This window comes from Haliea salexigens DSM 19537, from assembly GCF_000423125.1.
Lineage (GTDB): Bacteria > Pseudomonadota > Gammaproteobacteria > Pseudomonadales > Halieaceae > Haliea > Haliea salexigens.
Genome location: NZ_AUHJ01000005.1, coordinates 106,836 through 127,874, shown reverse-complemented (window position 1 = coordinate 127,874; position 21,039 = coordinate 106,836). Strand labels below are relative to the sequence as shown.

Genomic DNA, 21,039 nt, shown 5'->3' with positions numbered 1-21,039 from the left:
CGAGTTGAAATACATACGTGTTGCACCGCACAACAGGCGCGCCTGGCGCAGCGCCTTATTGGCGCTGCTCGTCTTCGCTGGTGGTGCGCTGAGCACCTTACTGCAGGCTACAGAGCAGGCTTATGACCTTGTGCTGGCCGGTGGTCGCGTGATTGATCCGGAAAGTGGATTGGATGCTGTTCGCAACGTGGGTGTCTCAGGTGGGGCGATTACCGCGGTAACAGAGCAGCCGCTTGACGGTAAACGGGTGATCGATGCGACCGGGCTTGTGGTTGCCCCGGGCTTCATTGACCTGCATTCCCACGGCCAGTCACTGGTTGCCGATAGAATGCACGCCTACGACGGTGTGACGACGGCGCTGGAGCTTGAGTCCGGCATACTTCCCGTCGGGGATTGGTACAGTCGGCAGGCCGCCGCGGGAAGAGCGTTGAACTACGGCACATCGGCCGCCTGGACGTTCGCCCGCATTGAAGAGTTCGAGGGGCTGTCTCCACAGGCAGACCTGCAGTGGTTTCGAGAGGCGTTCGCACTTGAGCGCTGGGTTAACGAGACTGCATCCGACGTGCAGGTCGCCAATATCGTCAAGAGTCTTGAGCAGGGCTTGCAAGAAGGCGCACTGGGTATTGGCATCAACGGCGGCTACGCGCCCGGGGGCGGTTTTCGCGAGTTGCTTGCGGTCCACAAGCTTGCCGCGCGGCATCAGGTACCAACCTTCACACATATTTCCTGCGATAACCTTGCGGATCCCGGCAGCTCTGCCGAGTGCGTTGGAAAAGTCATCGCACTCGCGGCAAGCAGTAACAATCACGCCCATATTTGCCATTTAAACAGTAGCAGTGTGCGTGCGGTGGGCGTTACCAGTGGCATGATTCGCACAGCACAGGCAGCCGGCGTGCCGCTCAGCACAGAGGCCTACACCTATGGCGCCGGCAGCACAACCATTGGGGCTGCACTGTTCAGCGCAGAGGCGATGGCGGCCAAGGGCGTAAAGCCGGAGGATATCGAGTTCAACGGCGAACGGCTGGATGCAGCCAGCTTCACTGCATTGCGCGCTGCACAGCCTGGCGCTGTGATCGTGAGGCACTTCCTCGACCTGCCGGCCGAGCGGGATATCCTCGACACCTCTGTGCTCTTTCCCGGCGGCGCGATAGCCAGCGACGGCATGCCCTGGATCGACAGCAGTACCGGAGCGCTTGTTGCCCCTGATCAATGGCCGTTGCCGGAATCAGCCTATGCGCATCCGCGAAGCGCGGGAACGTTTACCCGGTTACTTGCTCAATGGGTGCGGGAAAGCGCTTCTCTCAGCCTCACAGAGGCCCTGCGCAAGTCATCCCTGATACCGGCGATGATCCTGCAACCCTCCGTCCCGCAGATGCGCCGGAAAGGCCGTTTGCAGACAGGCATGGATGCCGACATCGTGGTGTTCGATGCGAGCGAGGTAGCGGACAGGGCGACTTTTTCCAACCCACGACAACCTGCAACCGGTATGCACTATGTTCTGGTCAACGGTGTGCCGGTAATTGATGGCGGCGTATTGAGCATGGACAGCATGCCCGGCCAGCCCATCAGACGCCCCTAGGGTAGCGGAGCGACTGCAGTGCCATAACATGTCGCCGCTCAGTTCACATACTTGAAACGCGAAAGCCTGCAAGCGACGTGATATGCGCTACCGTAGCGCCTAGCCGCTGTGGAGAAATAGCGATGTATGCGATGATCATTGAAAGGACGGGTGGGCCGGAAGTATTCCAGTACGCCGAGATAGACACGCCAGAACCCGGCCCGGGTGAGGTCGTGGTGCAAGTCGCCTACGCCGGTGTGAACCCCGCAGACTGGAAAAACCGCGAAGGCCATCTTGCCCAGTTTCGTCCCTATGTTTTTCCCTACATTATCGGCTTTGACGCCGCGGGCCGCATCAGTGCGGTGGGCGAAGGCGTTGAGGGCTTTGCCGTTGGCGACCGGGTCTTTACGCCAACCAATCATGGTCAGGGGGGGCAGGGGAGCTATGCAGAGTTTGTTGTCGCCAACGCCGACCGGGTCGCGCGAATCCCCGAGGGGCTGGATTTCGCGCAGGCTGCCGCGTTGCCCGTGGCATCACTCACGGCCTGGCAGGGACTGTTTGACCGCGGGGGCCTGCAGCGAGGTCAGCAGGCACTGATTCACGGCGGGTCAGGAGGTCTCGGCAGCTTTGCGGTACAGTTTGCCCGTTGGGCCGGTGCAGAAGTCGCGGCGACGTGCTCAACGCCCAATGTGCAATACCTGCGGGATCTCGGCGTCGACAAAGTCATTGACTACCGCACGGAAAATATCACGCGTGAAGTGCAGGCCTGGGCGCCAGAGGGGCTTGATTTTCTCATGGATGCGGTGGGCGTCAGCACATTGCCGAATGGTCTTGACCTGGTGCGATCAGGGGGCACCTTTGTCAGCATTCCTACCCTGGTCGACGACGGCGATATTCCTGCAGCCGCGCAGGCGGGCGCTGCCAGGGGTGTCAATCGCGTATTTTCTACAATGGACGACACGAACTGCACCAGGACTCTGGAAAAAATTGCCAGCCTGCTGGTCAGTGGCGATGTGCGACTCCCACCCTTGAGGATCTTTCAGCTGCGCGACGTTGCTGACGCACACCGTATTCTGCAGCAGGGGCACACCCGCGGGAAAATCGTGCTGGAAGTAGCAAATATCGAGTGAGCGGAGTCAACGACTATTCGATCGCCCGCGGCTTCGACAAATAACGAACAAGTAACAGGATAACAACCGATGGAAACCAGTATGGAACGCTTGCGCGGCGGAGTCGCCGTTATTACCGGTGCAGGTTCGGGGATAGGGGAAGGGCTGGCGCGCGTGGCGGCTGAACAGGGTATGCGTGTCGTGGTGGCGGACATTGCCGAAGATCGTGCGCAGCTTGTGGCTGAGAGTATCCGTGATCGGGGTGGGGAAGCCATGGCCGTGAGGGTTGACGTAGCAGATTCTGCCTCTATCGACGCGCTCGCGGCAACCACCCATGACACTTGGGGCGACGTCACGCTGCTGATCAACAATGCCGGCGTCGAGACGCTGGGCCTGACCTGGGAGCTCTCCGCAGCGCAGTGGGACAAGACACTCAATATCAATATTCACGGTGCGATACATGGCGTGCGGGCCTTTGCCCCGAGAATGATCGCCAGTGGCCAGCCTGCCTGGATTGCCAACACCGCCTCCATTGGCGGCCTTGGCATGATGCCTGTGCAGACATCCTACATCCTGAGCAAGCACGCCATGATCTCCTTCAGCGAATGCCTGTTCCTGGAAATGCAGATAAGCAAGGCGCCAATTCAGGTGTCCGCGGTTTTGCCCGGGCCGGTGGCCACCCGTATTTTTGAGGACGGTGGCACTACGACCAATTCCGCGAGCGAACAGCACCGCGTGATGATGCACGGTATGCTGGCGTCGGACGGCATCAGTGGATACGAGGCGGCGCAGCGCATTCTGCCGCAAATTGCCGCAGGGGAATTTTGGGTCTCCACGCACCCGGAGCTTACCCGTGAGTTTGCCGCTGGCCGCGCCGCGCACTTATCGGCTCTGCAAGCCCCTGCACTTCCGGAAGAAGTGCTCAAGGGTATGGGGCTGTCGATAGACTAGCCTTAACTACTCAGGGGCGCTGCTGAAAACGCCGGCGTGCGTGTCGCGCAGGTTCCGCTTGAGGATTTTACCTGAAGGATTGCGCGGCAAATCCTGCGCCATGAGGATGCGTTTGGGCACTTTGAAAGCGGCCAGACGCTGTTTGCAAAAGTCGATAACTGCCTGTTCACTTGCCTGCGCATGCGCTTCACCCTTGGGCACTACGACAGCAGCAACGGCTTCCACCCAGTGTGGGTGTGGCAGGCCGATGACTGCCACTTCCGCGACCCAGGGCAGCTGGTAGATAGTCTCTTCCACTTCTCGCCCGGACACATTCTCGCCGCCCGTTTTGATCATATCTTTTTTGCGGTCGACAATGGTGAGGTAGCCTTCCTCATCGAGTGTTGCTAGGTCACCACTGTGGAACCAGTCACCCGTAAACGCCTCCGCGGTCTTCTCCGGGTTTCTGAAATACGCGGTCAATAACTGTGGTGACCGGTGGACGACTTCGCCGATATCACCGGTTGCGACATCATTGCCGTCATCGTCAACGACACGCGTTTCAACGTGGAGTACCGGACGGCCCGCTGAGCCGGCTTTGCGTAATTGGTCTTCCGGTTTGAGGATGGTTGCCGTCGGCGCAATTTCTGTTTGCCCATACAGGTTCCATAAGCGCAACTGGGGCAAGCGAGTCTGAATTTCCTTCAGCACTTCCACCGGCATGATGGACGCGCCGTAGTAGCCCTTGCGCAGTGCAGACAGGTCCGCACGGTCAAAGTCGGGATGGCGGAGCAAGGAAATCCAGACGGTAGGGGGCGCAAAAAACGAGCTGATTTTTTCGCGCGACAACAATTCGAGCAGGTTCGCTGGGCTGTTGTCGTCCGTTATCACACTGCTGGCGCCGCACTGAATCGCGGGCCCTAGAAAGCAGTCCAGCTGTGCGCAGTGGAACAGTGGCAAGGCGTGCAAAAGGGTGTCCGTGCTACAGACTTCCGCATCGGCAAGAATACTGCCGTACTGCCACAATACCGCCGCGTGGCTTAGCACCGCCCCTTTAGGCGCCGATTCAGTGCCGCTGGTGTATATGATCTGTGCGGCATCCTGACTCTCTACAGCAGGTAGGGTCGCCAGCGGGGCACTCTCGGCCAGCAGGCTGAAAGCGTCCAGTCCTTCAGGCGCATCACCTGAAGTTGCCAGCCAGAACAATTGCTCAAGTTCGGGGCATTGTGTAGCCACCTGTTGCGCTTTCTCCACCTCGCTGTCTCCCACCAGAAGCAGGCGGGCTCCACTGTGCTCAATGATATAGGCCGATTCCTGCACATTGAGCATGAAGTTGACCGGCACCAGCACGGCACCGATCGCGCTTATGGCGAAGCGTGCTACGGCAAAGGCATTCGAATTTCGCGACAGGATGGCGACGCGGTCACCGGGCTGAATTCCACGTTCAATCAGCCCGCCAGCAACGCGCAGGCAAAGGTCATGAAATTCGGCATAGGTCCAGTTTACGTCGTGCTGTCGAATGGCGGCCTGCTGAGGGTTTCGGGCCGCCGTGCGCCGCAATGCGTGGTAGACGGTTTGCTGGCGAATGAGGTTGGTATCCAAGCTGGTAGTGCTCCTTGAACTCGTTGTTGTTATGTCTCTTTCGGCACTGAAAGGCATGCGTACAGTCACGACAATCCGTGCCGGATTGCGTTAGTGTACCAGCAAGGTGCGCGCAATGAGTTGAACTGGATGATTACAGTACTGGACCGGATTGTTCTTGAAGCAACACAGCTGCCCGAGGTGGAGCGCCTGTTTCGCGAGTGCTATCAGCCGGCTGCGGCAGAGCGGGGCTTGCGGCTGGTTTCGCGCGAAATATCCCCCCCGCTCATGCTTGCAGAGGCCCCGCTGACGCTCTGGCAGCGCTGGGAAGTGGCAGACGTGGGCGCCTGGTGGAGCATGCGAGCGCAGTCCGGTACCCCGGCAGTGGCCGAGTTCTGGCAGCGCATTGACGCGCTCACGATTTCTCGGGAGCGCGTTTATCCGGGAGCACACACGGCCAGTGAGCTGCCAGCGCCCATTGGCAATGCTTCCGACGTGGCGAGCCTAGGCTACCGCGAGACAGCCCAATTGCGCGTGCGTGAGGGCAGCATCGATACGCTGGACGCTGGCCTGCGTGAGGTGATGGCACTATTACCCGGTGCAGAACATACAGCGCTGGCGCGCAACTTTGCCCCGGAGTACGCCGCCGGCCACCTGACCTGGGACCTCCTGTATCCCGATGCGAACACCGCTGGGGAAGCGCAGAAAAGCACAGTCTGGCGGCAGCACATTGCGCCCCTGCTCGACCAGCATTGCGACGCCATACATGCGCTGGCGATGGACACTGTGGGCGCAGGCTTGCGTGCCCCCGGAATTGCCAACGGGGTCAAGCGCACCGCCTTTTTCCGTCTGCAGCCTGGCGTGGATGCTGATACGGCGGTTTGCTTCGAACGCGACCTTCTCGCCATGCCACTGCACATTCCCGAGATACGCAATTGGCGCTTGAGCCGGGCCAGCTCGGCAGGCTGGCACCACACCGATGCCGCACCCTGGACCTGGGTGTGGGAGCAGGAATTCAACGACCTCGACGGCCTGACAGGCCCCTATATGATTCACCCGCATCACTGGGCGCATATCGACCGCTGGTTTGATCCGGAGTCCGGTGACCAGGCGATCGACGTAAACCTCTCTCATGCCTTCAGCGCTTTCGGGGAAAGCTTGTTGGCGCTGGAGCTGATAGCCCCCGGGCATTAACGGCCTTTGCAACCTGGCCCGCTAGGAAGGATTTCACTATGCCGAAGTTACTCGACAACAAGATTGCACTGGTTACCGGAGCCAGTCGGGGGATAGGCCGCGCGCTGGCACAGCGGCTGGCCTCTGCGGGGGCGACGGTCGTAGTCACGGCGCGCAGCCTGGACAGTGCCGGAAAGTATGAAGGCACCCTGAAGGAGACGGTGGCATTGATAGAGGCCGAGGGTGGCCGCGCCCATCCATTGGTCGCCGACCTCGAGAAAGAAGACGATTTGCAAAGCCTGGTTGAACGGGCAGTCGGTGCGGTGGGTGGCCTGGATATTCTGGTGCACAGTGGCGGTAAGGCCGAATACGCGCCTACGGTGAACATGGAGCAGACCCTGTTTGAAAACACCATCGGGCACTACCTGCGTGCCCCGTTCATTCTCTATCACCACGCGGTACCCGAGATGCGCAAGCGGGGCGGGGGCTGGATCGTCACGTTGGGCTCTGTGACCGCACTTCCGCCGCTGCGTCCGTATGACAGTTTCGCGGCGCAGGGTGGCGCGACGGTATATGCTGCGATCAAAGCAGCAGTGCACCGCATGACCCAGGGGCTTGCAGCGGAGCTGTTGGCTGACAATATCGCGGTGAACACCCTCGCGCCGAGCACCGCTATTCGTACACCGGGGGCGAGCGAGTGGATTCCCGAGGAGTATCCCTCCGAACGCATTGAATATATCGCGGAGACTGGCCTGGCCCTATGTCACTTGCCGGCCGCTGAGCGCACGGGCTTGACTGCATACAGCCTGCATTTTCCGCATCATCATCAGTTCCCGGTGTATACCCTCAACGGCAAAGAGCGCATTGCTGACCCGGTGCTCCCGGAGTATGCCCACCCCGATATCGTGCCGTCAGGCCTTGGCAACTAACGACAGCACGGGACGAGCGGGAAAAACCGGTTTCTCTACAGCGCCTGGTTTGTTCGACAATCTCAGGGCTCGCCGTCGGCCTCGATGAACTCCAGCAGTACCTGTTTCACGTACTGCTGGTCTTCTTCCGTCATCGTGGGGTGGCAGGGCAGCATCACGCCAAACTCCATGATCTGGTCACAGTTGCCCAGGCCCTCCGGATGCACGCGATAGTCGCGGCCTTTCAACATGGGGTGTCGCGTGATGTTGCCCGAAAAGATCACCCGCGAAAAAATACCACTGTCTTCCAGATGCATTTGCAGACGCTTGCGACTCCAGCCGGTTTCCGGACGGATCTGCAGCGGGAAGCATATCCAGGTCGTTTCAGTTTCCGGGAGCGTGGTCGGCACGATGAATTGATCGGCGTGTTCCGCGAAGAAGTCATAGTAGCCCTGGAAACGGGTATTGCGGAGCTTCCACAGCTCGTGAATACGGTTCATCTGCCCCAGGCCGAACGCTGCCCCTGCCTCGTTGGGTATAAAGCCGTAGGCCAGGTCCTCGAACAGGAACAGCGAGTCGTAGTCCAGGCCGTCGAGTTTTTCCAAGAAGCGTCCATCGCTTTCTGCCACCTTGGTACCGAACATGTATTTCTCGGAAGAGCGGCCCCAGGCACGCAGCATGAGTGCTTTGTCCAGGTGCTCATCGTCATCGAAGAACACCATGCCGCCATTGCCCAACGCAGTAATGATGTGAAAAATAGAGAAACTGGTAATCGAAATGTCAGCCCGAGTCGCAGTTTTGCGGCCCCGCAGGCTGCCACCCAGGGTGTCGGCGGAGTCGTGTACCAGTTGCAATCCGTGCTTGTCGGCCAGCGCACGCAGCTTGTCCCAGTCACCAATGCCACCGATAAGGTCGGGCACCAGTATGGCCCTTGTGTTTTCCGTAACAACGTCTTCGACCCGGTCTGCGATCATCTGGTAGCTGTCCAGGCCCACATCGATGAACACAGGGGTATATCCAGCCTGGTAGATCGTCGCCACGTCGGTGGAAAATGTGAGGGCAGGCGTGATGACCTCTGAGCCCTGGGGCAGGTTCAGTAGTCGCATCGCGATCATCAGTGCAGAGGAGCCGGAATTAACCATGACACCGTGCTTTTTGCCCATGAAGGCCGCCACTTCGGCTTCAAATTCACCCACACGGGCGCCTGGGATCATACCGTTGGGGTCTTGCAGTACAGCATTCACTTTGGCGATTTCATCCTCGCCGAACATGGCACCGCCGTAACGGACTACGCGGGGTTCCAGTTTATCTGTCGCCATTTTTATTTCCTCTTTACGCAAGCATGGGAAGGGCAGTGAGCGCCTGAATCCGGGACATCGCACAAATTGCTGCGACACCGTGACAGAATACCGCCAATTAACTTAATATCAATTCAGTAAAAATCAGGGCAGTCCACCACCGGTTTAATATGTGATATCAGCTCGAATGATTTTGCTGAAAGAAGCGGAGCACAAGGGGCGTGCGATATGACGAAGGACAGACCGGCTCGGCGCGGTCGCCCCAAGGGCGAGGGGCGCCTCGGTGCGCAGACTCGAACGACGATTCTTGACGCCGCAGAGCAACGGTTTGCGGATCTCGGTTACGCCGCCACCCGACTGCAGGATGTGGCGGCTGACGTCGGTAAGACAGCACCGAGCGTGGCCCATTTTTTTGGCCATAAAGAGGCACTGTATCGCGCGGTGCTGGAACGCATGGCGGTTGATTACGCCACATATCTGGCCGAGCACGCAGCGCCGCCCGGCCATGGCGAAGTTGAACGTATTCTTGCGACCGTTACCGCCTGGCTCCGGTTCATGCGCAGTCGGCCCGCCCAGTTAGGCCTGATCCTGCGCGACATGGCGGAGCGCCGCCTGCACCCACTCGGCGAGGCGACACTCACCCGTATCTTTGAGCCGTACAGTGTTCCGGTCCAGGAGCAAAGCCTGCGTGAGGAGGGTGGTGTAGTCTTCAATCTGGTCTGGGGCGGCGGCATTATTTTCATGGTGAGTGCGGCGCATTTCAGCGATGCGCGATTCGAGCACGCGCTGGACACTCACCTCGGCGCACTCCGCCTTGCCCTGCAGGCAAACTTGCAAAAAAGCGATTGTGGCTGATGCGCGCTCACGCTGGTAACGCATGCTACACCGCGGTGTCGCTTTTCCAGCGAGATGCCGCACCCGCTCGTTTTATCATTACACTCAACGGTGTGATTACATAAAGGAGAAACAGCATGTCCAGGCTTAAAGGGAAACGTATTATTGTCGTGGGCGCAGGTAGTGGTATCGGCGCAGCCACCGTGCGCCGGTTGGCCGGGGAGGGTGCCAGAGTCTGTGTTGCGGATATCAACACGGAGGGCGCGAACACTGTCGCACAGCAGGTTTGTGAGTCAGGTGGTGAAGCCTATCCGATCGCTATCGACCTCGCAGACAAGCGCACCGTGGATGAAGCCGTGGCGTTTTCTGTTGAGCGCCTGGGCGGATTGGACGGCGCACACATCAACGCGGCAGACCTGCGCGTCATTATGGAAGACAGCGACGCAGAAACTGTGTCACTCGATATCTTTGATCGAACCATTGATGTCAACCTGAAGGGGCATTTACTCTGCACCCGGGCGGTATTACCTCATCTGCTGGCTAACGACAGCGGTGCAATTGTCTACACCAGTTCCAGCGCGGCCGATGCGGGAGAGCCTGTTCGCCCTTCCTATGCCATGTCGAAGAGTGGCCTGAATGCGCTGATGCGTCATGTGGCCTCTTGCTATGGCGCCAGGGGGATTACCGCCAACTCTGTCGCGCCGGGGTTTGTGCTCACTGCAGAAATGGAAAGCAGCGGCCACTTGACCGACGATATCAAAAATTACATGTTAAGCAGAATCCCGGGGACGCGACTGGGATCACCCGATGACATTGCGGGCATGGTGGCAATGCTGTTGTCGGAAGACGGGCGCTGGATCAATGGCCAGGTTTTCAACGTGAACGGTGGTGCACTGATGCGCTAGCCCGTCAACAGCTGCCGCGTGAGCTGCAGCACCCTGACGCGGCGGCGGTAACGTCTCCAGCTATCTATTGGCGGGGTGCAGGCCCGCCAAGTGATACAAAATTTCGCAGGAGGGGCGCAATAAAAATGGGTAGCACACTCGCGACTCCAATCAGCAGCCAGCCATCCAACCCCGGATTCACCAGCGACAACACAGCGGCGAGCGGAGGGAGGTAGACGGCGGCGCCAACCAGCACACTGCATAACAACAGTGCGGCCCAGATCCAGGGATTGCCAGTAATCTCATTGCGGAAACAGCGGCCATTGTCTGCGCGGATGTTGAAGACGTGCCACATTTGCGCCAGGGCGAGGGTCAGGAATGATACCGTGACGGCTTTGGCACTATCAAAGCCAAGCAGCACACTGCCCACCGCCATCGCACCGAGCACAACAGTGGATATCAATACGGCATACAGCCCTATGAGCACCCAATGGCCGCGCATCAATACCCGTTCACTGGCGGGCCGCGGTGGCTGCTTCATGGCTTCTGGTGCGCCGCCTCCCACTCCCAAGGCCAACGCGGGGAACACATCCGTTACCAGGTTCAGGAATAGAATCTGCAGTGGTAACAATGGAAGTGGGACGCCTGCTATGGTTGCCAATACCACAATCAGGACTTCGCTGATGTTACATGACATGAGGTAAATGACGAACTTGCGAATGTTGCTGAAGATCGCGCGGCCCTGTTCGATCGCCGCTACAATCGTGCGAAATTCGTCGTCTTGCAGCACCATGGCCGCCGACTCTCGCGCGATGGCGGTGCCCCGGATACCCATGGCTACGCCGATATCAGCTTTCTTGAGCGCCGGAGCGTCGTTCACCCCGTCGCCGGTCATGGCCACAACGCGGCCAGCTCGCTGGTGCAGGTCTATCAGGCGCAACTTCTGCTCCGGGGTGACTCGTGCAAACACCCGGGCACTCAACAGCTCGTCCGTATTTTCCTGCGCAAGTAGGGCGGTTAACTCCGCGCCATCGATAACCCGCGCGCTACCCTGCTGACCGACGATCCCCGTATCGGCGGCGATACGCCCGGCGGTTGCCGCGTGATCCCCCGTAATCATCACAACGTCGACTCCCGCGGTATGGCACTGGGCAATCGCCTCTTTCACGCCCTCGCGCGGGGGGTCTTCCATGCCCACAATGCCCAGAAGTACCAGGTCGCTGTAGGGCGCATCCTGTTCCGCTCCCAAGCGGCGGTCTGCGACCGCGAGGGTACGCAATCCACGGGCCGCCAGGCTCTCCGCCCGCTGCAGCCAATGGTCGCGCCGTGCCGCATCCAGTTCGCGCTCTCCGCTTTCCACAAGCTCCGTGCGACACAGTGGCAGCAGGCTCTCCGGTGCGCCTTTTACCGCCGTAAAAAAACCGTGTGCGTCTCGATGGATGGTGGCCATGCGCTTGTCTTCGGCATTGAAGGGCTCTTCGCGGACCTCCGGTGTTGCGGCCAACAGGGCAGGGCGGTCGAGCCCCAGCTGTGCTGCGGCGACCAGCAGCGCCAACTCCGTGGGGTCGCCGACGCCCTGGCCGTCACCCTGTTGATCCTCACTCAATGCTGCATTGGAGCACAATGCAGCTCGCTCGAGCAGACGCCGCACAGCCTCAGAGGCAGGCGCAGCATTCTCGCCTGTATTCCACCTAATGTCGGTGTCACCCAGTAGTAACGCGGTGACCGCCATGCGGTTTTCTGTCAACGTGCCGGTCTTGTCGGTGAGAATGATGCCCGTTGCGCCCAGGGTTTCCACCGCCGACAAACGGGTGATCAGCGCATTGCGCCGGGCCATCCGCCACATGCCGCGTGCCAGGGCGATGGTGGCAACGATCGGCAGGCCCTCGGGAATGGCGGCGACCGACAGCGCGATTGACACTTCAATAGCGAGCGCGAGGTCCCTGCCGGTAAGCACACCGATCACCGCCAACAACACCGCCATCAGCAGAACCAGCCAAACCAGGCGCTTACCCAGCGCATCGAGCCGCTTTTCCAATGGTGTTTGCTGAGGTCGCGCCGTGCTGACCTGGTCGAAAATTCGGCCAAACTCGGTGTCCATGCCCGTGGCCACCACCAGTCCACTGCCCGTGCCGCGGGTGAGTGACGTACCGCCGTAGGCAATATTGGGGCGTTCGAGCAGCGTCGCGTCCGGCGCTACACGGTCTACATGCTTGCGCACGGGCAATGACTCGCCAGTCAGTGCCGATTCATCGGCCTGTAATTTACTCGCCTCGTGCAGGCGCAAGTCCGCCGGCACGACATCACCGGCTTCGAGCAACACCACATCCCCAGGCACCACGCTCGCGGTGGCTATGCGCTCGGGACGCCCATTGCGCAAAACCGTGGTTTCCGTGCGCGCGAACTGCCTGAGCGACTCCATGGAGCGTGTTGCGCGCCACTCTGTAGTGAAACCCAGGGCCGTGTTGATGACGATTACCACCCCGATCGCCAGGGCTTCTATACCGTCTCCCATGACGAGTGCCAAAGCCGTGGCCGCAAACAGCAGGATGACCACGATACTGCGAAACTGGGCCAGCAAGATGGCCAGGGCGGGCCTCGGTTTGCTCTCCCGGAACACGTTCGACCCGTAACGCTGTCGTCGCCTCTGGGATTCATCTGCAGCGAGACCGCGCGACGGGTCTACCGCCAGAGCGTCGGCCACGCTTTCCGGCGCGTGCGTCCAGGGTTGTTGCAGCCGCGGATCCCCGCGGTTGATCTCAGGGCGCATGACCAGGCTCATTCGAGTTTTTCGTGCCAGAGAGGAAAGGGCTCGTCTGCTGATGAAGGCCGACGGTCACTCGCGCTGGCTCGCGGCGAGCAACTTGTCCAGTTCGTTGGCGAAGCGCTGTTTATCCTGATTGTTCAATGCCGCAGGGCCGCCGGATTGGATACCACTGGAGCGCATCGTGTCCATGAAGTCACGCATATTGAGCTTGGGCTGGATGTTGTCCGCCGTGTAGCGCTCGCCGCGCGCGCTGACTACCAGCGCGCCTTTGGCTATGACTTCAGCAGCGAGGGGAATGTCCGCGGTGATAACCAGATCGCCGGCTTTCACGCGCCGCACAATTTCGTCATCGGCGACATCAAACCCGCTGGTTACCTGCAGCATGCGGATATTGGCGTCCGCTGGAACGGCCAGGGAATGATTGGCCACAAGGGTCAGTAGCAGGCCAGTGCGGCGCGCCGCTCGAAACAGAATGTCCTTTGCCATGCCCGGGCAGGCATCGGCGTCCACCCAGATATCCAGTTGATGTTCCTCCTGTGACTGCGCGCAGCCGACGGGGCGCAACGCGACAAACCTGTCCTCATCACGAGCAGTGTATCCCAGCGTCAGATTCCGACGAAAGACATCGAGGGGCGTTTCCGGAACAAGCGTAACGCGGAGTGGTGCTCAGAGGCCGTGGCGGCGCCGAAGGGGCCAAACAGATTCAGGCTGTGCATAACTGTGTGCCCAAATGCTCTATTTAACATAATATATATTATACGCAGTTGTGGATTCTTTCGCCGAGAACAAATTTACCGTGTTTTGCAGGCTCCGGGGCTGTTTTCTGGCCCTCCGGCCAATCTCATGCAGCGCCCAAAGCTACCTGTTGCCTTAACGGTCGTCCTGCAAACCATCGGACCAGGGCTTTGCGCAAGCAATGACTGTCCGCATAATGGCGCAATGCCTCAACGCTCAAAGCCACCCAGTCCCACACTGCGCCAAGGAGACAGCACGGTGCACGCCGGCAACAGTTCTACCCCCGCGGATAGCTCGATGCCTGAGCTGCGCGTTCTCACTTACAATATCCACAAGGGCTTCTGCAGCGGTAACCGTCGCTTCATCCTCGACGGGATCCGGGAACGGATTGTGGAGTCCGGGGCGGATCTGGTGTTTCTGCAGGAAGTTCATGGCACGGCGCAGTTCAGTCCGCGGCGTCGGCAACGCTTCACCTATCCGGAAGAGCCGCATTTCGAATATCTGGCCGATCAGGTGTGGCCGCACTTCGCCTACGCGCGCAACGCCATTTACCGCAAGGGAGATCACGGCAACGCCCTGCTCAGCCGCTACCCGATTCTGGACTCCGAGAATATCGACGTTTCCCTGTTCCCGCGTTCGAGTCGCAGCATCCTGCACAGCGTTCTCGAAGTCCCTCGGCTGGGTACCCGACTGCACACCCTCTGTGTACATCTCGGTCTGCTCGAACGTGAAAGACGCACGCAGTTGCAAACACTGGTGCGCCGCATAGAGGCTCACGTACCGCACGGGGAGCCACTTATCCTGGCTGGAGACTTCAACGACTGGCGACAGCGCGGCGCCCGTTACCTGGAGGCAAACCTGGACCTGCAAGAGGTTTTCATGTCGTTGCGCGGACAACATGCGCGCACCTTCCCGGTATGGGCGCCGATGTTCCCGGTAGACCGGATTTACTATCGAGGCCTGCAGGCGGTCAGCTGCCAGCGATTGGGAGACGGCCACTGGCGCGATCTGTCGGACCATGCCGCCCTGCTGGGTTGCTTTACACTTTAAAAGGAGATTCTTGCATGCGAATAGCGCTACAACACGACATACCCGGCCTTTGCGAGCAGTTGCAGGGGCTAGGTCAGGCCGTTGATACGTATGTGGTGCCCTCTGGCGATGGCTCTCTGCAGCCCTTCGCAGCTGATGTGTTGCTGTGCACTGTGCGCGGGGGCGACCTCCCTGCCCTGATTACGGCATGCCAGGGGCTGCGCTGGATTCACGTGTTCGGCACTGGCATTGATGGGTTCCCGCTATCACTGCTGGCCGATGACACAGTACTCACCTGCTCCCGAGGTGCGACCGCTACGCCCATTGCCGAATGGGTGCTAGCCACCATGCTCGCCCGGGAGAAGCAGTTGCCGGAGCGCTGGCTCAAAGAACCCCCTGCTTCCTGGTACGCCGCGGACCTCGGCTGCCTGGAGGGCAAAACCCTGGGTATTGTTGGTTTTGGCGCCATTGGTCAGGCGGTTGCACGGCGCGCGCTGGCATTTGATATGCAGGTTATGGCAACCGTTCGCCGCCACCGAGAGAGCCCCATGCCCGGCGTGCGACTGGTCGAACAGCTCGACAGCCTTCTGCCGCAAGCGGATCACCTGGTACTCGCCCTCCCCGCCACGCCCGAGAGCGACGGCCTGATCAACGCACAGACGCTGGCAGCCCTGAAGCCCGGCGCACATCTGGTGAACGTATCGCGTGCGAGCCTGGTAGATCAGGGCGCGCTGCGCACGGCGCTGGACACTGGCCACCTTGCTTGCGCCTCGCTGGATGTTGTCGACCCGGAGCCCCTGCCCGCAGGTCACTGGATCTACAGTCACCCCGGCATTCGCCTCAGCGCACATATTTCGTGGAGTGGCCCCAATATGACGGAGCGCCTGCTCGCCCCCTTTATTGCCAATGTACAGGCATTTTCCCGCGGTGAGCCCCTGCAGGGGCTGGTCGACAAGACCGCCGGCTACTGAGCGCGACAGCTTGGGAGGTGTACGCGCAAAGTCTCCACAGAACAGCTATCATGTAGGCCAGTATCACATTCCTCTGGCTCACAAGGGCACCCTATGAAAATTGGCATCCTGTCGCGCAATCGCAGGCTCTACTCCACTCGTCGGCTGGTGGAGGCGGCAGCGGCGCGCGGCCATGATGTCAGTGTGATCGACGTCCTCAAGTGCTACATGAACATCACCGCGAATGATCCCACCGTGATCTACCAGCACTCCGCAGAACGGGTTGAGGCACTGGACTTCGAGGCCGTCATCCCGCGCATTGGCGCCAGCATTACGTCGTATGGCTGTGCAGTGCTGCGTCAGTTTGAAGTCGCGCAGGTGTACTCCCTGAATGAGTCGATTGCCATCACCCGCTCACGTGACAAACTGCGCGCACACCAGCTGCTCGCCCGCCGCGGTATCGGCCAGCCCATCACCAGTTACGCCCACTCGGCGCGGGCCACCGACAAGTTGATTGAATCGGTTGGCGGCGCGCCCCTGATCCTCAAGCTCACCGAAAGCACCCACGGCAATGGGGTGTTACTGGCTGAAACGAAGAAAGCGGCAGAAGCGCTGATCAACGCCTTCCGCGGCATCGGATCCGACTTTCTGGTGCAGGAGTTCATCCGCGAGGCGGGTGGTTCGGATATTCGCTGTTTTGTGGTGGGTGACAAAGTCATCGCCGCCATGCAACGCAAGGCGGTGAAAGGCGAATACCGTTCCAACCTGCACCGCGGCGGCACCGCCGAGGTGATCAAACTGCGCCCCGAAGAGCGGCGCCTGGCGGTGAAAGCGGCGCGGGTCATGGGGCTGGATCTGGCCGGCGTGGATATCCTGCGTTCCAGTCACGGCCCGCTGGTCATCGAGGTGAACTCCTCCCCTGGCCTGGAAGGCATCGAGAAGGCCACCGGTATCGATATCGCGAACAAGATTATCGAATATCTGGAGAAAGACTCACAGGCTGGCCCCAACAAGCCCACCGGCAAAGGCTGAGGCCTGCCGTCAAGCTACTCTGGGGGGTATTTGGGCAAGCGCAGGTCGAAAAGAATCGCCGCGGCGCGCAAGCTGAATGCTGCGGCCACCGCCAGCGGCAGTGCCACCTCCTGCGCCCAGGGTTGCGACTCCAGCACCACATAGCTGACCGCCCCCAGTGCCGCTGCCGTTACGTAGATGTCGGGCTCAAGCAGCACCGGTGGGCGGCCCAGCAGTCCGTCGCGAATCAGCGAGCCGAATGTGGCCGTCATCATGCCCATACCAATGGCGACCAGAAGCGGCGCGTCGAAGGCCAGTGCTTTCTGGGTGCCAAGCACCGAAAACAGGGCCAGCCCCAGTGCATCGGCCCACAGCAACACACGGCGCAGTGAAACAAACAGGTGAGCGAGGAACCAGGTGGCTACGCCCGCGCCAATGCACATCCACAGATACGCCGTATCCCCGATCCAGAACACCTCTCCAGTGTGCAGCAGCAGGTCACGCAGGGTGCCGCCACCAATACCCGTGATCGTTCCAAACAGCAGGAAGCCCAGAATATCCAGACGCTTTTCCGCTGCGGCCAGCGCACCGCTGATGGCAAACACCCCTACCCCAATCAGATCCAGGCTGTAGATGAAGCTGCTTATATCCATGTGAAGCCGTCGGGTCGGTGCGGGAGGACGCACAGTATGCGTGCTATCATCGGCCTACACCAACCCTGAGTCAGCCTGACCATGCTCAAAAATCCCTGGTATCTATCCCTGCTGTCACTGGTGGCGGTATTGTTGATCATTGCAGTGCTGGCCTGGCTGACCACCGAGCCCGAGCCGGACCCCTGCAGCGCGCTGAATCAGGACATGGGAGCCGCTGTACTCGCTGATGAATCCGGTGATCAGGACGCGCTGGTAAACCGGGCCATCATACAGCGGGGTGATTGTGAACCTGCGCAGTAATGGTTTGCTCGCCATAGTACTCGGGCTGCTCAGCAGCGCAGTCGTCGGTGCAGAGAGTCTGGCCAGCCAGGCACATCAGCTGATCGAGCAGCGCTGTGTGGTTTGCCACGCCTGTTACGACGCACCCTGTCAGTTGAAAATGGAAGCGCACGAAGGGCTGGTGCGGGGCGGCAGCCAGACGCTGGTGTACGACTCCACGCGCCTGCTTGCGGGCGACCTCACCCGCCTGTTCGATGACGTGCAGGGCGAACGAGCCTGGCGCAAGAAAGGGTTTTACCCCGTCCTCAACGCGTCGGAGCCCGCTGCCGGCGTACTGCGCCGCATGCTGGATTTGAAGCAGGCGAACCCCCTGCCGCCCAACGGCCCGTTGCCCGAGGGCTTCGACTTTCGCCTGCACCGCGATCAGCAATGTGCCAAACCGGGCGACTTTGACCAGTTCGCCAGTGAATTCCCCCTGTGGGGAATGCCTTATGGCCTGCCCGCACTGCAACCGGACGAGCACGCCACACTGGTTAGCTGGCTGGACGCTGGAGCGCCGGCCCTTAAACAGGGACCGCTCTCTCCCGCGTTACAGACAGAGCTCGCGGCCTGGGAGCAGTTCCTCAATGGCGACGATAACAAGTCACGGCTGATGGCGCGGTATGTTTACGAACACCTGTTCCTGGCGACGCTCTATTTACAGGCAGATGACCGCCCGCGGTGGTTCAGGCTGGTGCGCTCGGCCACACCGCCGGGGGAGCCCATCGATCTACTGACAACCCGGCGCCCCTTTGACGACCCGGGTCGCAAGACGTTTTTTTACCGCCTCCAGGCGATGCCGATTATCGTGGCCGCAAAAAGCCACCAGCCCTACCGGTTTGATGCCGAGCGCCGCGCCTGGTATCAGTCACTGTTTCTCTCGCCCGACTATGCGGTCGACAAGGTGCCCGGCTACGACGAAAACACGGCCGGCAATCCGTTTACAACTTTTGCCGCCCTGCCCGTGCGCTCGCGCTATCGCTTCCTGCTGGAGGAAGCCGAGTTCACCATCATGAACTTTATCAAGGGGCCGGTATGCCGTGGGCAAATTGCCCTGAATGTGATTGACGACCGCTTCTGGGTGATGTTCATGGACCCGGACGAACTCGACCCGGAACTGGACGGAGCTTTTCTCGAGCGCGAGGCCCGCAACCTGCGACTGCCGGCGGCACGCACGGGCACGGTGATCGATTTGCTCGAATGGCGCCGCTATGCGCGCGGCCACGCCCGCTACATGCGCGCCAAAGCAGACTATCTTGAGCGGCAGTACGTGGAGCAGGGTCGCCGGCCTGGCCAGGAGGTGATCTGGGATGGTGATGGCGACAACCCCAATGCGGCACTGACCATCGCGCGCCACGTGGACACCGCTTCCGTCGTCAAGGGTTTCGTGGGCGAGACGCCGAAAACCGCATGGTTCATCACCTATTCTCTGCTGGAGCGCATTCACTACCTGCTGGTGGCGAACTTCGACGTCTACGGGGCCGCCTCGCATCAACTGGAGTCACGGCTGTACATGGACTTCCTGCGCATGGAGGGTGAGCTGAACTTCCTCATGTTCCTGCCGGCAAACCGGCGTCAGGCACTGTGGGAGCACTGGTACCGGAACGCCCCCGATTCGGCCCGCGAACACCCTTTCGTGCGCAGCGACGCGATGCAGCGAGAGACCAGCCTGAGCTTCACCTCGGAAGATCCGAAAGCCGAATTCCTGGGCTGGATGCGCAAGCGCCTGCACGGGGCGCAGGCGCCGTCCTTTGACTACCGACGTACCGCCAGCGCGGAAATGGCAGCGGCCTTCGAGACCCTGATAAGCGCACGCGGTGAGCACAACAGCTTCCTGCCCGCGGTGAGCTTCGTGAACGTCATCGGGCCGGGGCGTGATGAAGCCTATACGCTGTTGCACGATGCCGGGTACAGTAACATCGCACAGCTGTTCCGCGAGGAAGAACGCCGCCTGCCGAAAGAGGACGCGGTGACGGTAGTTGCCGGGCTTATCGGCGCCCACCCCAACCAGTTTTTCCAGGTACACGAAAAACAGGTGCCCCTGTTCGTCAACGATATCCTGGGCATGCAGGCGGAAGAAGACTTCCAGCTATTGCGCCAGCGCTACGGGGTACGGCGCAATTCGCCCTGGTTCTGGTCGGTCAGCGACCGCCTGCACACACTCTACCGAGAACAGGACGGGCTGGCCGCCGGCGTGCTGGATTACAATCGCTACCTGGGCTATTAGAGCGTGCCGCGTGGCCTAGGCGTGAGGCCCGCGGTTGTATTGCCACAGCTTCAATAAACCCCGCTCGACGGCGCCTTGTGCCGCCATGCCCAGCTTGTCCTGCCAGTTCTTGCGCTCCACGTAAGACACTTCGAATACATCCCGCTCCTCCAGCTGGGCCTGCACAAAGGCATCACTGGTCTGCACCGCATCGACAAGGCCCATCGCGACCGCCTCACGCCCATACCAGACCTCGCCGGTGGCGACCTGCTCAATGTCCAGCGAGGGCCTGTTTTCGCTGACAAATGCTTTGAACAAGGTGTGGGTTTTCTCCAGGTCTTCAATGAACTTTTCCCGGCCCTTGTCGGTATTTTCGCCGAACAGGGTCAAAGTGCGCTTGTATTCCCCCGCTGTGAGCAGCTCGAAATCGATATCGTGCTTTTTCAGCAGCCGGTGGAAGTTGGGCAATTGTGCCAGCACGCCAATGGAACCCAGAATGGCGAACGGCGCAGCAATGATGCGCTGGGCAACGCAGGCCATCATATAACCGCCGCTGGCCGCCACTTTGTCGACGGCCACGGTCAATTGCGCGCCTGCATCGGTAATCCGCTGTAGCTGACTGGCGGCAAGGCCGTAGCCGTGTACCATGCCGCCCGGGCTCTCCAGGCGCAGCAGAATCTCATCGCCCTCGTCCACATGCGGCAATACAGCGGAAATCTCTTCGCGTAGCTGGTCACAGGCACTGGCTTTTATGTCACCGTCAAAATCCAGTATAAACAATTTATTACGATGCTTTTCTTCAGTTGATTCTGGTTTCTTGGCGCGCTTCTTGGCGGCCTTGGCTTCGGCCTTTTTCACTTTCTGGCGGGCCTTTTCAGCCACTTTCTGCAGCACCGGGTCGGTCATGGCGGTGCGCATCGCGTCCGCGATGTCCTTGTACTTGTCATTCACCTTATGGATTTCGATGTGCCCTTCTGCCCGCGCCTTGTGGCGCTGGCCGAGCGCCACAAGGCCCGCGACCAGCAGGAGTGCCGCAATTACGAAGGTAAGTGTCTGGGCCAGAAAAAGACCGTACTGATATACGTGCTCCAAGGG

The 21,039-nt window shown here is 60.3% G+C and carries 18 protein-coding genes; 12 read left to right on the top strand and 6 right to left on the bottom strand.

The window, feature by feature from the left end; all coding sequences use genetic code 11:
- The first annotated feature begins 4 nt into the window (after positions 1–4).
- The 3 genes from G533_RS0107505 to G533_RS0107495 all read left to right on the top strand — a co-directional run bounded on the left by G533_RS0107505 (position 5) and on the right by G533_RS0107495 (position 3,618).
- Positions 5–1,579: an amidohydrolase family protein gene (locus G533_RS0107505; RefSeq protein ID WP_027949421.1), complete on the top strand. Its 1,575-nt coding sequence runs from the start codon at positions 5–7 to the stop codon at positions 1,577–1,579.
- A gap of 122 nt (positions 1,580–1,701) precedes the next feature.
- Positions 1,702–2,688, top strand: a complete 987-nt coding sequence (locus G533_RS0107500; RefSeq protein ID WP_027949420.1) for an NADP-dependent oxidoreductase — start codon at positions 1,702–1,704, stop codon at positions 2,686–2,688.
- A 69-nt stretch (positions 2,689–2,757) separates the two neighbouring features.
- The gene (locus G533_RS0107495; protein WP_027949419.1) at positions 2,758–3,618 is read left to right on the top strand and encodes an SDR family NAD(P)-dependent oxidoreductase; all 861 of its coding nucleotides are present in this window, start codon (positions 2,758–2,760) and stop codon (positions 3,616–3,618) included.
- Between the two features lie 6 nt (positions 3,619–3,624).
- Here the strand turns inward: G533_RS0107495 and G533_RS0107490 are convergent, their stop codons facing one another.
- Positions 3,625–5,199, bottom strand: a complete 1,575-nt coding sequence (locus tag G533_RS0107490; protein ID WP_027949418.1) for a fatty acyl-CoA synthetase — start codon at positions 5,197–5,199, stop codon at positions 3,625–3,627.
- A 129-nt stretch (positions 5,200–5,328) separates the two neighbouring features.
- Between G533_RS0107490 and G533_RS23415 the strand changes: the two genes are divergently transcribed.
- A complete protein-coding gene (locus G533_RS23415; RefSeq protein ID WP_144079820.1) occupies positions 5,329–6,372 on the top strand; it encodes a Dabb family protein in 1,044 nt (347 codons plus the stop codon).
- A gap of 38 nt (positions 6,373–6,410) precedes the next feature.
- On the top strand, positions 6,411–7,280 hold the full coding sequence (locus G533_RS0107480) for an SDR family NAD(P)-dependent oxidoreductase (RefSeq protein ID WP_027949416.1): 870 nt from the start codon (positions 6,411–6,413) through the stop codon (positions 7,278–7,280).
- A gap of 62 nt (positions 7,281–7,342) precedes the next feature.
- On the opposite strand, the gene G533_RS21050 is transcribed toward G533_RS0107480, so the two are convergent.
- Positions 7,343–8,578 carry a DegT/DnrJ/EryC1/StrS family aminotransferase gene (locus G533_RS21050; protein WP_035527037.1) on the bottom strand — a complete coding sequence of 412 codons (1,236 nt, stop codon included), beginning with the start codon at positions 8,576–8,578 and terminating at the stop codon, positions 7,343–7,345.
- A 207-nt stretch (positions 8,579–8,785) separates the two neighbouring features.
- On the opposite strand from G533_RS21050, the gene G533_RS23410 reads away from it, so the two are divergent.
- The gene (locus tag G533_RS23410) at positions 8,786–9,412 is read left to right on the top strand and encodes a TetR/AcrR family transcriptional regulator (RefSeq protein ID WP_051230089.1); all 627 of its coding nucleotides are present in this window, start codon (positions 8,786–8,788) and stop codon (positions 9,410–9,412) included.
- A gap of 116 nt (positions 9,413–9,528) precedes the next feature.
- Positions 9,529–10,296 (top strand): SDR family NAD(P)-dependent oxidoreductase, encoded by a 768-nt coding sequence (locus tag G533_RS0107465; protein WP_027949415.1) that lies wholly within the window; start codon positions 9,529–9,531, stop codon positions 10,294–10,296.
- Between the two features lie 64 nt (positions 10,297–10,360).
- Here G533_RS0107465 and G533_RS21040 read toward each other — a convergent pair whose 3' ends face one another.
- Positions 10,361–13,057: a cation-translocating P-type ATPase gene (locus tag G533_RS21040; protein ID WP_084638865.1), complete on the bottom strand. Its 2,697-nt coding sequence runs from the start codon at positions 13,055–13,057 to the stop codon at positions 10,361–10,363.
- A 54-nt stretch (positions 13,058–13,111) separates the two neighbouring features.
- Positions 13,112–13,564 carry a YaiI/YqxD family protein gene (locus tag G533_RS0107455; protein WP_027949414.1) on the bottom strand — a complete coding sequence of 151 codons (453 nt, stop codon included), beginning with the start codon at positions 13,562–13,564 and terminating at the stop codon, positions 13,112–13,114.
- A 510-nt stretch (positions 13,565–14,074) separates the two neighbouring features.
- Here G533_RS0107455 and G533_RS0107450 point away from each other — a divergent pair.
- The 3 genes from G533_RS0107450 (at position 14,075) to rimK (ending at position 16,788) form a co-directional block, all read left to right on the top strand.
- Positions 14,075–14,827: an endonuclease/exonuclease/phosphatase family protein gene (locus G533_RS0107450; RefSeq protein ID WP_027949413.1), complete on the top strand. Its 753-nt coding sequence runs from the start codon at positions 14,075–14,077 to the stop codon at positions 14,825–14,827.
- A gap of 14 nt (positions 14,828–14,841) precedes the next feature.
- Positions 14,842–15,777: an NAD(P)-dependent oxidoreductase gene (locus G533_RS0107445; protein WP_035527034.1), complete on the top strand. Its 936-nt coding sequence runs from the start codon at positions 14,842–14,844 to the stop codon at positions 15,775–15,777.
- A gap of 93 nt (positions 15,778–15,870) precedes the next feature.
- The gene (gene rimK, locus G533_RS0107440) at positions 15,871–16,788 is read left to right on the top strand and encodes a 30S ribosomal protein S6--L-glutamate ligase (protein WP_027949411.1); all 918 of its coding nucleotides are present in this window, start codon (positions 15,871–15,873) and stop codon (positions 16,786–16,788) included.
- 14 nt (positions 16,789–16,802) lie between these two features.
- Here the strand turns inward: rimK and G533_RS0107435 are convergent, their stop codons facing one another.
- Complete coding sequence (locus G533_RS0107435) at positions 16,803–17,420, bottom strand: trimeric intracellular cation channel family protein (protein WP_027949410.1); 618 nt, start codon at positions 17,418–17,420, stop codon at positions 16,803–16,805.
- Positions 17,421–17,501: 81 nt separating this feature from the next.
- Between G533_RS0107435 and G533_RS0107430 the strand changes: the two genes are divergently transcribed.
- Both G533_RS0107430 and G533_RS0107425 read left to right on the top strand, forming a co-directional pair.
- On the top strand, positions 17,502–17,720 hold the full coding sequence (locus tag G533_RS0107430) for a hypothetical protein (protein WP_035527031.1): 219 nt from the start codon (positions 17,502–17,504) through the stop codon (positions 17,718–17,720).
- The gene (locus G533_RS0107425; RefSeq protein WP_240472396.1) at positions 17,704–19,965 is read left to right on the top strand and encodes a fatty acid cis/trans isomerase; all 2,262 of its coding nucleotides are present in this window, start codon (positions 17,704–17,706) and stop codon (positions 19,963–19,965) included. Before G533_RS0107430 ends, G533_RS0107425 begins: the two co-directional genes overlap by 17 nt.
- 15 nt (positions 19,966–19,980) lie before the next feature.
- On the opposite strand, the gene sohB is transcribed toward G533_RS0107425, so the two are convergent.
- Positions 19,981–21,036 (bottom strand): protease SohB, encoded by a 1,056-nt coding sequence (sohB, locus tag G533_RS0107420; RefSeq protein ID WP_027949407.1) that lies wholly within the window; start codon positions 21,034–21,036, stop codon positions 19,981–19,983.
- Positions 21,037–21,039: the final 3 nt, after the last annotated feature.

Bases quoted from the DNA above. Each gene is read 5' to 3' on its own strand.
- G533_RS0107500 (WP_027949420.1), top strand. From the start codon at position 1,702: ATGTATGCGATGATCATTGAAAGGACGGGTGGGCCGGAAGTATTCCAG.
- G533_RS0107495 (WP_027949419.1), top strand. From the start codon at position 2,758: ATGGAAACCAGTATGGAACGCTTGCGCGGCGGAGTCGCCGTTATTACC.
- G533_RS23415 (WP_144079820.1), top strand. From the start codon at position 5,329: ATGATTACAGTACTGGACCGGATTGTTCTTGAAGCAACACAGCTGCCC.
- G533_RS0107480 (WP_027949416.1), top strand. From the start codon at position 6,411: ATGCCGAAGTTACTCGACAACAAGATTGCACTGGTTACCGGAGCCAGT.
- G533_RS21050 (WP_035527037.1), bottom strand. From the start codon at position 8,578: ATGGCGACAGATAAACTGGAACCCCGCGTAGTCCGTTACGGCGGTGCC.
- G533_RS23410 (WP_051230089.1), top strand. From the start codon at position 8,786: ATGACGAAGGACAGACCGGCTCGGCGCGGTCGCCCCAAGGGCGAGGGG.
- G533_RS0107465 (WP_027949415.1), top strand. From the start codon at position 9,529: ATGTCCAGGCTTAAAGGGAAACGTATTATTGTCGTGGGCGCAGGTAGT.
- G533_RS21040 (WP_084638865.1), bottom strand. From the start codon at position 13,057: ATGAGCCTGGTCATGCGCCCTGAGATCAACCGCGGGGATCCGCGGCTG.
- G533_RS0107450 (WP_027949413.1), top strand. From the start codon at position 14,075: ATGCCTGAGCTGCGCGTTCTCACTTACAATATCCACAAGGGCTTCTGC.
- G533_RS0107445 (WP_035527034.1), top strand. From the start codon at position 14,842: ATGCGAATAGCGCTACAACACGACATACCCGGCCTTTGCGAGCAGTTG.
- rimK (WP_027949411.1), top strand. From the start codon at position 15,871: ATGAAAATTGGCATCCTGTCGCGCAATCGCAGGCTCTACTCCACTCGT.
- G533_RS0107435 (WP_027949410.1), bottom strand. From the start codon at position 17,420: ATGGATATAAGCAGCTTCATCTACAGCCTGGATCTGATTGGGGTAGGG.
- G533_RS0107430 (WP_035527031.1), top strand. From the start codon at position 17,502: ATGCTCAAAAATCCCTGGTATCTATCCCTGCTGTCACTGGTGGCGGTA.